Genomic DNA, 13,704 nt, shown 5'->3' with positions numbered 1-13,704 from the left:
CTCGGAGATAAACCATGTCGTTCACATTCACGACGAGGTTGCCGCTGTCTCGCCACGCGGTCGACCGCGACCACCTTACCCGCGACCTGACTGAGCTGTTCGACCAGCTCTGGGCGGATGCCGCCACCCGCCTTCTGCCCGTCTGGAACGGCAAAATACTGCTCGCGCCCCCCGATGCGACCAGCACCGATGCGACCAGCACCGGCGTGCACCTGGCCCTGCTGTCGCCGACGAGTCTGCACAACGCCGGCCTGCGCGTCTACCTCGGCCGGTCCCTGCCCGCTGATCTGCCCGAACCGGCCGGTACCCGCATCGTTGCCGTGCAGCTCGAGGATGACGCCGCCGCCCGCCTCGAACCCGACGAGACACGCTGGGCGGCCTTGCGCACCGTCGCGACCGTGCTCGACGACCGCGACGCCGGGCTGTTCACCGAAGCACTCGGCGTATTCAACTGGCATGCCTCGCACGGGCACTGCCCCCGCTGCGGTGCCGTCACCCTGGTCGAGGAGGGCGGCTGGGTGCGCCGCTGCCCGGTCGATAACAGCCAGGTTTTTCCGCGCACCGACCCCGCCGTGATCGTGCTGATCACCGACGCCGACGACCGCATTCTGCTCGGCTCCAACGCCATGTGGGAGAACAACCGGTACTCACTGCTGGCCGGATTCGTCGAACCCGGCGAAGCCCTTGAAGCGGCCGTGATCCGCGAGATGTTCGAAGAGTCCGGCCTGCGCGTCACCGATGCGGCCTACGTCGGCTCCCAGCCGTGGCCGTTCCCGGCCTCGGTTATGTGCGGCTTCACCGCTCGCCTCGTCGACGACCAGCAAGCTCATGATCTGCTGCCCGACGGAGCTGAGATTCTCGCGCTGCGCTGGTTCAGCCGAAAAGACCTGCTTGATGCTGGTGAGTGGATGCTGCTGCCCGGCCCGTCCTCCATCGCGCACGCCATGATCGAGCGTTGGCTCGGCGCGCCGTTACCCGCCGCGACGGAATTGATTCGTCCGTGACGGTCACCGCCGACTCGCTGCTTGCGGGCCTCGACGAACAGCAGCGTATTGCCGCCGAAGCTTTGATCGGCCCGGTCTGCATGCTCGCTGGCGCCGGAACCGGCAAGACCCGCGCCATAACGCACCGCATTGCGCTCGGCGTGCTGACCGGCGCCTACGCCCCGAACCGGGTCATGGCGCTCACCTTCACCAGCCGCTCGGCCGCCGAACTGCGCGGACGCCTGCGTCAGCTCGGCGCCGGGGGAGTGGCCGCGCGCACCTTTCATGCCGCAGCGCTGTCCCAGCTGAACTACTTCTGGCCGCACGTCGTCGGCGGGCAGGCGCCGCGCATCCTCGACGGCAAGGGCCGCATTCTCGGGCACGCCGCCGAGGCTCTGCACCTCAAACTCGACACCGCCACCCTGCGCGACCTCGCCGCCGAGGTGGAATGGCGCAAAACCAGCGGTCTGAGCATTGAGCAGTACGCGGCCGGTATCGCCCGCCGCAGCCTGCCCGGCCGACTCGACGTCGACCAGGTCGTCGCCCTGCAGCAGACCTACGAGAAGCTCAAAGACGATCGCAAGCAGATCGACTTTGAGGACGTACTGCTCGCCATGGCCGGCATGATCGAGGCCGAGCCCTCCGTGGCCCTGCAGGTGCGCGAACAATACCGGTTCTTCGTCGTCGACGAATACCAGGACGTCTCGCCGCTGCAGCACGACCTGCTCGCCCTTTGGCTTGGCGACCGCCGCGACCTCTGCGTCGTCGGCGACGCGAGCCAGACCATCTACTCCTTTGCCGGTGCTCGCAGCGACTACCTGCTGGACTTTCCGAAGCATTATGAGGACGCCACGGTAGTGCGGCTCGAACAGAATTACCGGTCGACCGCTCCGATCGTCGCCACCGCGAACCAGCTGATGCGTGGCCGGTCCGGCGCACTGACCCTGCAGTCTGCCCAGACCGACAGCGGCCCCGACCCAACGGTGCGCGGCTACGCCTCCGACATGGCCGAGGCCCGCGGCGTGGCCGAGCAGATTCTGCAACTTATCGACGCGGGCACTAAACCCGAAGACGTGGCCATCTTGTTCCGGGTCAACGTGCAGGCCGCGCTGATCGAAACGGCGCTGACCGAGGTCGGGGTAAGCTACCAGATTCGCGGCGCGAAACGGTTCTTTGACCTCCCAGAGGTGAAGCAGGCGGTGATGAGCCTGCGCGCGGCATCCGTTTCAATCATTGGGGAACCGCTGTTCAAATCGGTCAGTGACGTTCTGCGTTCGCTCGGCTGGAGCCAGGCTGCTCCGGAGACCCGCGGCGCAGTGCAGGCGCGGTGGGAATCGCTCAACGCCCTGATGGGTCTGGTCGACCAGGCCGCAGCCGGAACCACGTTCAGACAGTTCACCGACGAGCTGATGGAGCGTCAGGCCGGCCAGCACGAACCGACGGTGTCGGCCGTGACGCTCGCCACGATGCACTCCGCTAAGGGCCTCGAGTGGGATGCGGTGTTTGTGGTCGGCCTGAGCGAGGGCCTGGTGCCGATCAGCTATGCGAGCACGTTCGAGCAGATCGACGAGGAACGCCGGCTGCTCTACGTCGGCATCACCCGCGCCCGGAAACGGCTCGCGCTGAGCTGGTCGTCCTCGGGAGTGCAGGCGCGAGGAGCTCGCGAACGCTCGCGTTTTCTGGAAGAGCTTGGCAGCCGCACCGCTCGTGCAGCCGGTGTACAGAGGCCCTGAGCGCACCGCCCCGCGCGTCCAGGCGCAGTGACCGCGTGAACAACACGGATCGGCCTGTTTCCAGGCGGTCCTGAACGAGTCCGGCCACCCGGGCGGCGAGCTCGAAGCTCAGCCGCGGAGTTTCGCTCGGGGCCTCGCGCAGCACGAGCTGGCAGGCCATGGCCGGCCAGCACGGATCGTCATCGACGTGGGCGAGTTCCAGGCAGGTCAGGCAGGGTCCGCGGCCGGGTTCGACGAGCGGCCCCACCCGCGCGGCGCTGTCACTGAAGACCACCGGCAGGTGCGGAATATCGCGGCGCAGCCAGTGCCCGTGGCGTTCAGGAGAGAAGACGTACTGCCCGATCAACACGGCCAGCTCCGGGTCGTTGTCGGGTGATGGCTCTTCGATTCCGAGGTTGGCCAGCAGCGCGCGCAGCCGGATCGCGGTTGGTCCGTGGCCGTCAACCAGCACGGTGCGGGGCAGCGGGGTGACCGGTGCCGGCGCATCGTCTGGCACGTACAACAGGGCCGGTTCGAGCAAGTCGAGCAAATGCGTTACCTCGACAACGGATGCCCCGGCGGCAGTTCCGAGGAGCATCGCACCCGATCGATGTACCCCCGCAGAAAGTGCTGACAGCACGGCCTCGTGCGCGGGCGTCAACCCGCCGATCGTGACAATGGCGCGGTCGATGCCGAGCTGCACGCAATTCGGTGTACGCCACACCAGCGGATACCGCGGATTCAGTCTCAGGGCCATGCCGACATGATGACGCGTCTGGTGGTCGCGCGTAAAAGTTATCCACAGGTACGGGAGTGCGGGCGCGCTTCCACCGAATAGTGGGATTCGGCGATCGCTCGGCCAGCATCGTCAGGCCGCTTTAATAGTGGATGATCACCCGACCGTCGATCTTGCCGTGCTTCATCTCCCCAAGCACCTCGTTGACCTCGTCGATGCGGCGCTCCGAGACCGTCGGGTGAATCTAGCCGCGCGCGTAGAGCTGCAGGGCTTTTCTATGTCTTGGCGGGTGTACACAAGGTAGCCGCCGTTCTGCTCGGCGAGGCGGAGGAAAAGCGCCGCTACTCCTCGTGCGGGCGCTCGGCGCCGTCGTCACGCAGCAGGTCTTCGAGGGCCTGGTCGACGTCGTCGAGCACCTCGGGTTCCCCGCGGGCAACGCTGGTCAGCCGAATGATCAGTGGCTGGGGATCGTCGATGTCCTCCGAAGTGGGCAACAGATCGGGGTGCGACCAGAGCGCGTCGCGCGCCTCGTTGCCGACGGCATCCGTCACGGCCTGCCACATCGCTGCTGCCTCCCGTAGCCGCCGCGGACGTAGTTCGAGACCGACCAGGGTCGCGAAAGCGGACTCAGCCGGACCGCCTGAAGCCCGGCGGCGTTTGACCGTCTCGGCGATCGCATCCGCTTTGGGAAGTCGAACGGTGGCGCGAGCGGTGACGACGTCGACCCAGCCCTCGACTAGGGCGAGCATCGTTTCGAGGCGGGACAGGGCCGCGAGCTGTGACTCGGACTTTTGCTGAATAAGCGAACCGTCGACCATGGCCTGGCGCAGGTCTTCGGGGTTGGACGGATCGAAACTTCCGGCCAGTTCTTCGAGCCGGCTGGAGTCGATGCTGATGCCGCGCGCATAGGCGGTGACCGCGCTGGTCAGGTGCAGGCGCAGCCAGCGGGCGTGGCGGAACAATCGGGCGTGGGCTACCTCGCGCACGGCGAGGTAGATTTGCACCTGGTCGCGCGGAACGTCGAGGCCAGCGCCGAAGTCGGCAACGTTCTGGGGGAGCAGGGCGGCCTGCTGCTCACCGAGCAGCGGAATGCCGACATCGCCGCCGCTGACAACCTCGCTGGCCAGCTGGCCGACGACTTGGCCGAGTTGCATGGCGAACAGGGTGCCGCCGATGCTGCGCACGAGCTGGCTCGCATTGGCGACCATGCCCTGCATCTCTTCGGGAACCTGTTCGGCGAAGACCCGGGTAAGGGAATCGGAGATGCTCGTGGCGACCGGTTCGGCGAGCTGGGTCCAGAGCGGCATGGTCGCGGTGACCCACTCGCGGCGGGTCATTAGGCGCGGTTCGACGGTGAGTTCGGCCACACTGATGATGTCATCGAGCCAGAGAGCCGCGATGTGAAAAGCTTGGCGCAGCTGAGCCTGCTGTTCATTGGTCGCACTGAGCTGGCCAGTGGCCGCTCGCTGTTCACCCTGCGTGAGCGCAATCTTCCAGTCAACGCCGGTGCCCTGGGAGTTCATCGCGCCCTGCAACTGCTGCATGAGCGCGGCGACGCTGGCCGGGTCGTTGGGCAGGCCGGCAGCGCCGGCGAGCTGGCTCGGGTCGATGCCGCTCTTGCCGCTCAGAATGTCGCGTAGCATGTCACGAAACTCGTCACCGTCGTCATGAGCGTTGGGTTCGCCGGGATTTTTGTCGTTCGGGGGTAGGGAGTCGTCGGCCACTTCAGGCCCCTCTCAGTTGCATACTTCTACGCTAGTGCGAGTAGCCCGCTCGGGGCTGGGAAACATCCTAGGCTGTAGGGCTTGCTGTGCGCCCGTCGCGAACACGACCAGCAACCTCGCACAAATCAACACTCAAAGGATCACGATGGCGCTATTCACCGATGCATCGGCACCTCGACGTGCCCGGCGCTCCGGCCCGTCCTTCGGCTGGACGGCGCTGCTGATCGCCCTCGTCGCCGGAGTGATTCTAGGCATCATGCCGGCGCCGTACGTCATCGAGAAGCCGGGTCCAGTGTTCAACACCCTCGGCACCGCCACCTACGATGACGTCGAAACCGCTCTCATCACCATCCCCGACGAGACCGTCTACCCGACCGGCGGAACCCTCGATCTGCTCACCGTGTCGCTGTTCGGCAACAGGGAAGACCGCCCGAGCTGGCTCGCCGTGGCCGGCGCCTGGCTCGACCCGAGCGAGGCAGTACTCCCCATTAACCAGGTTTTTCCCGACAATGTCAGCACCGAGCAGCGCGACGCTCGCAGCAGCGCCGACATGATCAATTCCCAACAGGATGCCATCGCCGCCGCACTCACTCATCTCGGCTACGACTACCCCACGACGGTGTCTGTGGTGAGCCTGCCCGAAGGTTCTGCGGCCGCGGGATTGATCGAACCCGACGATAAAGTGACCGCAGTGAACGGTACCCCGGTGGCCAACGTCGCCGAACTGCGTGCCGCGTTACAGGTCAACGGCGCCGAGGCCGCTGCGAGCGTCGACGTTGTGCGGGGCGGCGTCGCGCGGACCGTCGAGGTCACTCCGATCGACAACGACGGCACGATCGTGGCCGGCATCAACGTGTCGGTCGCCTACGATTTTCCGTTCGAGGTTCAGATTCAGCTCGACAAGGTCGGTGGCCCGAGCGCCGGCATGATGTTTGCCCTCGGCATCATCGACAAGCTCACTCCAGGCGAGCTGCAGGGCGGCGAGAACGTCGCCGGCACCGGAACCATCGACCAGTCCGGCGCCATCGGCCCGATCGGCGGCATCCAGCAAAAGCTCTATGGCGCGCTCGAGAGCGGCGCGACCTGGTTTCTCGCCCCCGCGGAGAATTGTGACGAGGTAACCGGCAATATCCCCGACGGCCTGACCGTGTTCTCGGTCGCCACCCTCGACGAAGCGCTCAACGCCCTCGACGCGATCAAGACCGGCGCCGACACGAGCGACCTGCCGAGCTGCCCGGCCAGTTGAGCCTCGGCCAACGCGCAGTAGTGATGACTCTCTCAGGGCCGCCAAAGTATGATGGTGGCAAACCCTGATCACGCAGCAAGTGATCACCCTGTATCTAATAACTGAGCGCAAGAGGCCAATTCGTGACTTCATCATCAGCCGACAACGCCCCACGGCGTAGTCGAGCCCCGCTAGCAATTACCGCAGCCATTATCGCGGGGTTGGTGATCCTGTTCTTTATCTTCGCCGGACTGTATACCGATGTGCTGTGGTTCGACCAGCTGGGGTTCGTCAACGTGCTGACCACCCAATGGATCGCCGGTACCGTTCTGTTCTTGATCGGCTTCGTCGCGATGGCCGTTCCGGTCTGGGTGAGTATTCAGCTGGCCTACCGCCTGCGCCCGGTCTACGCGAAGCTCAACTCGCAACTTGATCGCTACCAGCAGGTCATCGAGCCGCTGCGTCGCCTCGCGATGTACGGCATTCCGGCCCTCCTCGGGCTGTTTGCCGGTGTGGCCGCTGCCACCCGCTGGCAGACCGTGCTGATGTGGCTCAACCGCACCGAAACCGGGCGGGTTGACCCGCAGTTCAACTTCGACATCTCCTTTTATCTGATGGACCTGCCGTTTTACCAGTCCGTGCTCGCCTTCGCATCGGCTGTGGTGCTGATTTCGGCGCTCGTTTCGGTCGCGACCAGCTACCTGTACGGGTCCATTCGGGTGTCCGGGCGTGAGGTGCTCATCTCTAAGGCCGCGCGCGTGCAGATTGCTGTCACGGCCGCCATCTACCTGCTGCTGCAGGCCGTGAGTATCTGGTTCGACCAGTACTCCACCCTGACCAACAACAACGCACTGATCACCGGTGCCGGTTATACCGACGTCAACGCGACTATTCCCGGCCGAGCGATCCTCGCCGGCATCGCCGCCGTCGTCGCTCTGCTCTTCATTCTCACGGCCATCATCGGCCGCTGGCGCCTGCCGGTCATTGGTACCGCGCTTTTGATCGTGTCCAGCCTGCTGATCGGATCGCTCTACCCCTGGGTGGTAGAGCGCTTCCAAGTGGAGCCGAGCGCGAAGGCACTCGAGGAACCGTATATCGAGCGAAATATCGACCTCACGCGGGATGCCTACGATGTCGCAGACATCGAAGAGATCCCGTACAACGCGACGACCACCGCCGAGCCGGGCGCTCTGCGCGCCGACGCCGCGACCACCGCCAACATTCGTATTCTCGACCCGGCCCTGGTCAGCGACTCGTACCGTCAATTAGAACAGTTCCGCCAGTACTACCAGTTCCCCGACAACCTCGATGTTGACCGCTACGTGATCGACGGCGTGTCGCAGGATGCCGTCGTCGCCGTGCGTGACCTCAACATCGACGGACTGAACACCGGTAACACCTGGGTCAACTCGAAGACCGTCTACACCCACGGCTACGGAATGGTGGCCGCCTACGGCAACCAGCGTTCGGTCGACGGACAGCCGGTGTTCCTCGAATCCGGCATTCCCACCAGCGGCGCGCTCGGCGACTTCGAACCGCGGATCTACTTCGGCGAGACTTCACCCGAATATTCCATCGTCGGTGACGAAGAGGGGGCCAATCCGATCGAGCTCGACTATCCGTCGGGTGAAGAGGGTGCTGGCCAGACCTACACAACGTTCTCGGGAGACGGTGGGCCGAAACTGGACAACGCGTTCAAGAAACTCATCTACGCCCTGAAATTCCAGTCGGAGCAGATCTTCCTGGCCGCCTCGGTCAACGACAAGTCGGAGATTCTCTACGACCGCGACCCGGTCACCCGCGTGCAGAAAGTCGCGCCGTACCTGACGCTCGACTCCGAGGCCTATCCTTCCGTCGTTGACAATCGGGTCATGTGGATCGTTGACGGCTACACCACTTCGGCGGACTACCCGTACTCCACCCCGGTCAGCCTGAGTGAGGCCATCGCCGATACGCAGACACCGGCGCAGCCGTATGCGCTCGACAGCATCAACTACATGCGCAACTCGGTCAAGGCCACCGTCGACGCCTACAGCGGCGAGGTCACCCTCTACGCTTGGGACGACGAGGACCCGCTGCTGCAGACCTGGCAGAAGATCTTTCCGTCGTCACTCAAACCCATGAGCGAGATGAGCGGCGACCTGATGAGCCACGTGCGCTACCCGGCCGACCTGTTCAAGGTGCAGCGCTCCATTCTCGGTCAGTATCACGTGACCGACCCGGGTTCCTTCTACTCCAAGGACGACGCCTGGATCTCGCCCAACGACCCGGACTCGCCCGCCACCGACCCGACCCTGCAGCCGCCGTACTACCTCACCATGCAGGTACCGGGGTCGGATAAACCGTCGTTCTCGCTGTACACGACCTTCCAGCCGGAAGCAACCGGCGAATCCAGCCGAAACGTGCTTTATGGCTATCTCGCCGTAGACGCCGACGCAGGAGCGGAAGACGGGGTGCGCGCCGACGGGTACGGTCAGCTCAGGCTGCTGAACCTGCCCAAGGACGGTACCGTTCCTGGCCCCGGCCAGGTGCAGAACGTGTTCAACGCTGACCCGACGGTCTCCACCGAACTCAACCTGCTGCGACAGGGCTCATCGACCGTGCTGAACGGTAACCTGCTGACCCTGCCGGTCGGTGGCGGACTGCTCTACGTGCAGCCGGTCTACGTGCAGTCCACCGGTGAGACCAGCTACCCACTGCTGCAAAAGGTGCTCGTCGCCTTCGGTGACCAGATCGCGTTCGAGGACACCCTTGACGGCGCCCTCGACGTGCTGTTCGGTGGTGACTCGGGTGCCACGGCCGGCGACACCGATGTGCCCGAGGATGCCACCACGAACAATGGCGGCCCGGCCGACCCGAGCACCGACGGGTCAACCGATGGCAGCACCGACGTACCGGCCGGTTCGACCGGTGATGCCGCAACGGATGCCGAGCTCAAGTCCCTGCTCGCCGTCGCCAAGACGGCGCTCGCGGAGAAGGCAGCCGCACTCGCCGATGGTAACTTCGCCGACTACGGCACCGCCGACGCGAAGCTCGAAGACACGATCGCGAGCATGCTCGCCCTGCTTGGCGAGTAGCCCGACCGCACGACGACTGCCGCAAGCCCTCACTCTCTCGGGTGAGGGCTTGCGGCATTTCCGGACTCCAACCATCCTGTAGCTGCAGGGCCCTAAATCGGCCAGATTGCAATTATTCAACGATGGCGTTCAACGATGGCGAAAAATCAACGGGGTGTCGACCTCGAAGTTGGCCGCGCGAATGTTCATTACCAGGGAGTGCGCCTGTCAAGTTATTGAGACAATCTGATTGATTTTTCTTCTACGCCGCGATCGTGTGGCGGTGCTGCCGGCTTACTCTGGTGCTCGCGCGTGGTTCGGTCCGCACCCGAGAAGCGAGGTGGGGGTGGACGGTTATTGGCGCGGTGCACAGAGGGCCCGCTGAGCTCCATTGCCAACCGTTGCCAAAGGGGGCTTGCGGCCATTGTGGTCGCGGGTGTTTGATACCAGAAGAGAAGCGTAATTCGGTGCTCAATGGGTGATATCAACCCAATGTGGTCGACCGGGCTTTCGGGGTGTGCTAAATTTGTATTTGTAGCGCGGGGTGGAGCAGTTCGGTAGCTCGCTGGGCTCATAACCCAGAGGTCGTAGGTTCAAATCCTGCCCCCGCAACGAATGCCCCCGAAACCCTTGGTTTCGGGGGTTTTTTTGTACCCGCTGTGGCTACGTCTGTACAAGGCGCCCACCGCCCTCCCGCTGATCGAGCCGGTCTAGATCGCCATTGACCGACGCGCGAAATCAGGGCGACCCGGCCATCCCGCATCCGCTCTGAAATATCTAATTGTAAATATGTCATGACATTAAGCGCAGAGGGCGCTACTGTGGAGGAACGGCGATAAGCCGACCACTACTAGTACAGAAAGTTGTACATCGACGTATGACGACTTCACCGCGAACCCCCCACGATGTGCTGACCATAGGTCGCGTCGGCGTTGATATTTATCCGTTGCAGGATGGTGTCGGCCTCGAAGACGTGTCAACGTTCGGCAAGTATCTCGGTGGCAGCGCGACCAACGTCGCCGTCGCCGTCGCACGCCACGGATTGAACTCGGCGGTAATCACCCGCACCGGTAACGACCCCTTCGGCAACTACGTGCACCAAGAGCTCGTGCGCCTGGGCGTCAGCGACGAATTCGTCTCTGGGGTTGCCAACCTCAACACCCCCGTAGTGTTCTGCGAGATCTTTCCGCCCGACGACTTTCCCCTGTACTTCTATCGAGCGCCCAAAGCGCCCGATCTGGTCATTCATGCCGACGAGCTCGACCTGACCGCCATCGCGAATGCCCGCATCTACTGGTCGACCGTGACCGGTCTCAGCGAAGAGCCCAGCCGATCCGCTCATTTCGCAGCCTGGGAAGCCCGGGGACGCAGCCCGCTGACTATTCTCGATCTAGACTATCTGCCCATGTTCTGGGCCTCGCCCGCAGAGGCGAGCGCCCAGGTAGCCCTGGCCCTCGGCCACGTCACGGTCGCTGTCGGCAACAAAGAGGAGTGCGAAGTCGCCGTTGGCGAGACCGACCCGCTGCGCGCCGCCGACGCGCTGTTGGAGCGTGGCATCGAACTGGCCATCGTCAAGCAGGGGCCTAAGGGCGTGCTCGCAAAAACTCGCACCGAAACCGTCGAGGTACCGCCGTACTTCGTCGACGTGGTCAACGGCCTCGGCGCCGGCGACAGCTTCGGCGGGGCGCTTTGCTACGGCCTGCTACAGGACTGGCCGCTCCGCCGTATCCTGCAATTCGCCAACGTGGCCGGCGCCATCGTCGCCGGCCGCCGCGAATGCTCCACTGCCATGCCCACAACCAGTGAGGTTGAAGAGATAATGAAGGGACTGCCGGCATGACCAGGCTTGACTTCGACGCGCTGCGCGACGCCCGTGCGGCGCACCCCGAGCGCATCGGTGAGATTCTGGCCGGCCGTACCCGGCGTGAGCTGATTCGTGGTGATGGCCGGCTGTTCATCGTGGCCGCCGACCACCGCGCTCGTGGCGCCCTGGGCGTGCGCAAGGACGCCAACGCCATGGCCAACCGCTACGCCCTGCTCGAGAGCCTAGCGACAGCTCTGCGCCGCCCGGGCGTCGACGGCGTGCTGGGCACCCCCGACATCATCGACGACCTGGCCCTGCTCGGGCTGCTCGACGACAAGGTCGTGGTCGGGTCGATGAACCGTGGCGGGCTCTGGGGCTCCTCCTTCGAGATGGACGATCGCTACACCGCCTACGACATCGACAAAATCAAGCGCGACCGTCTCGACTTCGCCAAGAATCTCGTGCGCATCAACCTCGAAGATGCCGGCTCGCTCGCTACCCTCGAGGCCACAGCGCTGGCCGTGAGCGAAGCGGCTGCGGCCGGCATCCCGATTATGCTGGAGCCGTTCATGAGCTCCTGGGTCGACGGTCGCGTCAAGAACGACCTCACGGCGGATGCCGTCATCCTCTCGATCGCCATCGCCGAGGGCTTGGGCAACTCCAGTGCCTACTCGTGGCTGAAGCTGCCGGTCGTTGCCGACATGGCTCGCGTCATGGCGGCGACCACCCTGCCGACCCTGCTCCTTGGCGGTGACCCGGTCGGCGATCAGACCGAAACCTTCGAATCCTGGCGCAACGCCCTCGAGCTTCCCGGCGTGCGCGGCCTCGTCGTGGGCCGCAGCCTGCTCTACCCGAGCGACGGCAACGTCCAAACAGCCATCGATACCGCCGCCGAACTCGTGCACGGCGCCTAAGAACTCTCATCCACTCTCGTACACAAGGAAAGCAACCATGCCCGCAACAGCCACGGATTTAGCCACCGCCCCGCACTGGATCGACGGAAAGGAACAGCCGGGAACCTCCGGCCGTATTGCGCCGGTCTTTGATCCAGCCCTGGGAACGGTGAGCAAGACTGTGTCGCTCGCTGACCAAGCCGAAATAGCGACCGCCATCGCCAGCGCCAAGGCTGCCTTCCCAGCCTGGCGCGACCTGTCCATGGCCAAGCGCCAGCAGGTTCTGTTCAGCTTTCGCGAACTGCTGAACGCCCGCAAGGGCGAGCTGGCCGAGATCATCACGAGCGAGCACGGCAAGGTACTCTCCGACGCGCTCGGTGAGATCTCCCGCGGCCAGGAAGTCGTGGAATTTGCTTGCGGCATTCCGCACCTGCTCAAGGGCGACTACTCCGAAAACGTCTCCACCGGCGTCGACGTGTACTCTACCCGCCAGGCGCTCGGCGTCGTCGCTGTGATCAGCCCGTTCAACTTTCCGGCCATGGTGCCCATGTGGTTCTTTCCGCTCGCTCTCGCGGCCGGTAACTCGGTGATCCTCAAGCCGAGCGAGAAAGACCCGAGCGCGGCCATCTGGATGGCCAAGCTGCTCCAGGAAGCCGGCCTCCCCGACGGCGTCTTCACCGTGCTGCAGGGTGATAAAGAATCAGTTGACGGCCTGCTTGAGCACCCCGACGTGAGGGCCATCTCCTTCGTGGGCTCGACCCCGATCGCCCAGTACGTCTACGAGACCGGCACCCGCCACGGCAAGCGCATCCAAGCCCTCGGCGGAGCCAAGAACCACATGCTCGTACTGCCCGACGCCGACCTTGACCTCGTCGCCGACTCCGCCATCAACGCGGGTTTCGGCAGTGCGGGGGAGCGCTGCATGGCCATCAGCGTGATCGTCGCCGTTGAACCCGTTGCCGACGTGCTGATCGAAAAGATCGTCACCCGCATGAACACCCTGACCGTAGGCGACGGCCGTCGCTCCTGCGACATGGGTCCGCTCGTGACCGAGGTACACCGCGACAAGGTCGCGAGCTACATCGACATCGCCAAGGATGACGGTGCCAATATCGTCGTCGACGGCCGCGGCATCGAGGTGGACGGCGACCCGAACGGGTTCTGGCTCGGCCCGACCCTGATCGATGCACTGCCGGTGACGTCGAAGGCATACACCGAAGAGATCTTCGGACCGGTACTTTCGGTGGTACGGGTGGCGAGCTTCGAGGAGGGCGTCGACCTGATCAACTCCGGTGCCTTCGGCAACGGAACCGCCATCTTCACCAACGACGGCGGCGCGGCTCGCCGTTTTCAGAACGAGATCGAGGTGGGCATGATCGGCATCAACGTACCGATCCCGGTGCCTGTGTCGTACTTCTCCTTCGGCGGCTGGAAGAACTCTCTGTTCGGCGACACCAAGGCGCACGGCGTCGAGGGTGTGCACTTCTTCACGCGCGGCAAGGCCATCACCAGTCGTTGGCTCGACCCGAGCCACGGCGGCATCAACCTCGGCTTCCCCGAGAACAACTAAC

General features: G+C 64.5%; 8 protein-coding genes and 1 tRNA gene. 8 read left to right on the top strand and 1 reads right to left on the bottom strand.

The genetic code is table 11. The features are described from left to right. The first annotated feature begins 14 nt into the window (after positions 1 to 14). Both nudC and CXY71_RS11875 read left to right on the top strand, forming a co-directional pair. Positions 15 to 1,004: an NAD(+) diphosphatase gene (gene nudC / locus CXY71_RS11880; RefSeq protein WP_104135813.1), complete on the top strand. Its 990-nt coding sequence runs from the start codon at positions 15 to 17 to the stop codon at positions 1,002 to 1,004. Further along, on the top strand, positions 1,001 to 2,716 hold the full coding sequence (locus tag CXY71_RS11875; RefSeq protein ID WP_104135812.1) for an ATP-dependent helicase: 1,716 nt from the start codon (positions 1,001 to 1,003) through the stop codon (positions 2,714 to 2,716). The genes nudC and CXY71_RS11875 overlap by 4 nt, the downstream gene beginning before the upstream one ends. 1,056 nt (positions 2,717 to 3,772) lie before the next feature. Here CXY71_RS11875 and CXY71_RS11870 read toward each other — a convergent pair. Continuing rightward, entirely contained in the window at positions 3,773 to 5,074 is a 1,302-nt protein-coding gene (locus CXY71_RS11870; RefSeq protein ID WP_104135840.1) for a zinc-dependent metalloprotease, read from the bottom strand. A gap of 226 nt (positions 5,075 to 5,300) precedes the next feature. Between CXY71_RS11870 and CXY71_RS11865 the strand changes: the two genes are divergently transcribed. From CXY71_RS11865 to CXY71_RS11840, 6 genes are all read left to right on the top strand, one after another. Continuing rightward, a complete protein-coding gene (locus tag CXY71_RS11865; protein ID WP_104135811.1) occupies positions 5,301 to 6,401 on the top strand; it encodes a PDZ domain-containing protein in 1,101 nt (366 codons plus the stop codon). 122 nt (positions 6,402 to 6,523) lie between these two features. Next, positions 6,524 to 9,457: a UPF0182 family protein gene (locus CXY71_RS11860; protein ID WP_199184288.1), complete on the top strand. Its 2,934-nt coding sequence runs from the start codon at positions 6,524 to 6,526 to the stop codon at positions 9,455 to 9,457. A 517-nt stretch (positions 9,458 to 9,974) separates the two neighbouring features. Further along, a tRNA-Met gene (locus tag CXY71_RS11855) sits at positions 9,975 to 10,048 on the top strand. 265 nt (positions 10,049 to 10,313) lie between these two features. Next, positions 10,314 to 11,276: a 5-dehydro-2-deoxygluconokinase gene (iolC, locus tag CXY71_RS11850; protein WP_104135810.1), complete on the top strand. Its 963-nt coding sequence runs from the start codon at positions 10,314 to 10,316 to the stop codon at positions 11,274 to 11,276. Next, positions 11,273 to 12,154 (top strand): deoxyribose-phosphate aldolase, encoded by an 882-nt coding sequence (locus CXY71_RS11845; protein WP_104135809.1) that lies wholly within the window; start codon positions 11,273 to 11,275, stop codon positions 12,152 to 12,154. The genes iolC and CXY71_RS11845 overlap by 4 nt, the downstream gene beginning before the upstream one ends. A gap of 37 nt (positions 12,155 to 12,191) precedes the next feature. Further along, complete coding sequence (locus CXY71_RS11840; RefSeq protein ID WP_104135808.1) at positions 12,192 to 13,703, top strand: CoA-acylating methylmalonate-semialdehyde dehydrogenase; 1,512 nt, start codon at positions 12,192 to 12,194, stop codon at positions 13,701 to 13,703. Position 13,704: the final 1 nt, after the last annotated feature.

The sequence above is a fragment of the Cryobacterium sp. Y62 genome (assembly GCF_002929785.1).
Classification (GTDB): Bacteria; Actinomycetota; Actinomycetes; order Actinomycetales; family Microbacteriaceae; genus Cryobacterium.
Note: the sequence above shows the minus strand (reverse complement) of the source record. Positions and strands in the feature narration are given on the sequence as shown.

What these genes read in the sequence shown, in the direction of transcription:
- iolC (WP_104135810.1), top strand. Translation starts at nt 10,314, where the DNA reads ATGACGACTTCACCGCGAACCCCCCACGATGTGCTGACCATAGGTCGC.
- nudC (WP_104135813.1), top strand. Translation starts at nt 15, where the DNA reads ATGTCGTTCACATTCACGACGAGGTTGCCGCTGTCTCGCCACGCGGTC.
- CXY71_RS11840 (WP_104135808.1), top strand. Translation starts at nt 12,192, where the DNA reads ATGCCCGCAACAGCCACGGATTTAGCCACCGCCCCGCACTGGATCGAC.
- CXY71_RS11870 (WP_104135840.1), bottom strand. Translation starts at nt 5,074, where the DNA reads ATGCTACGCGACATTCTGAGCGGCAAGAGCGGCATCGACCCGAGCCAG.
- CXY71_RS11865 (WP_104135811.1), top strand. Translation starts at nt 5,301, where the DNA reads ATGGCGCTATTCACCGATGCATCGGCACCTCGACGTGCCCGGCGCTCC.
- CXY71_RS11845 (WP_104135809.1), top strand. Translation starts at nt 11,273, where the DNA reads ATGACCAGGCTTGACTTCGACGCGCTGCGCGACGCCCGTGCGGCGCAC.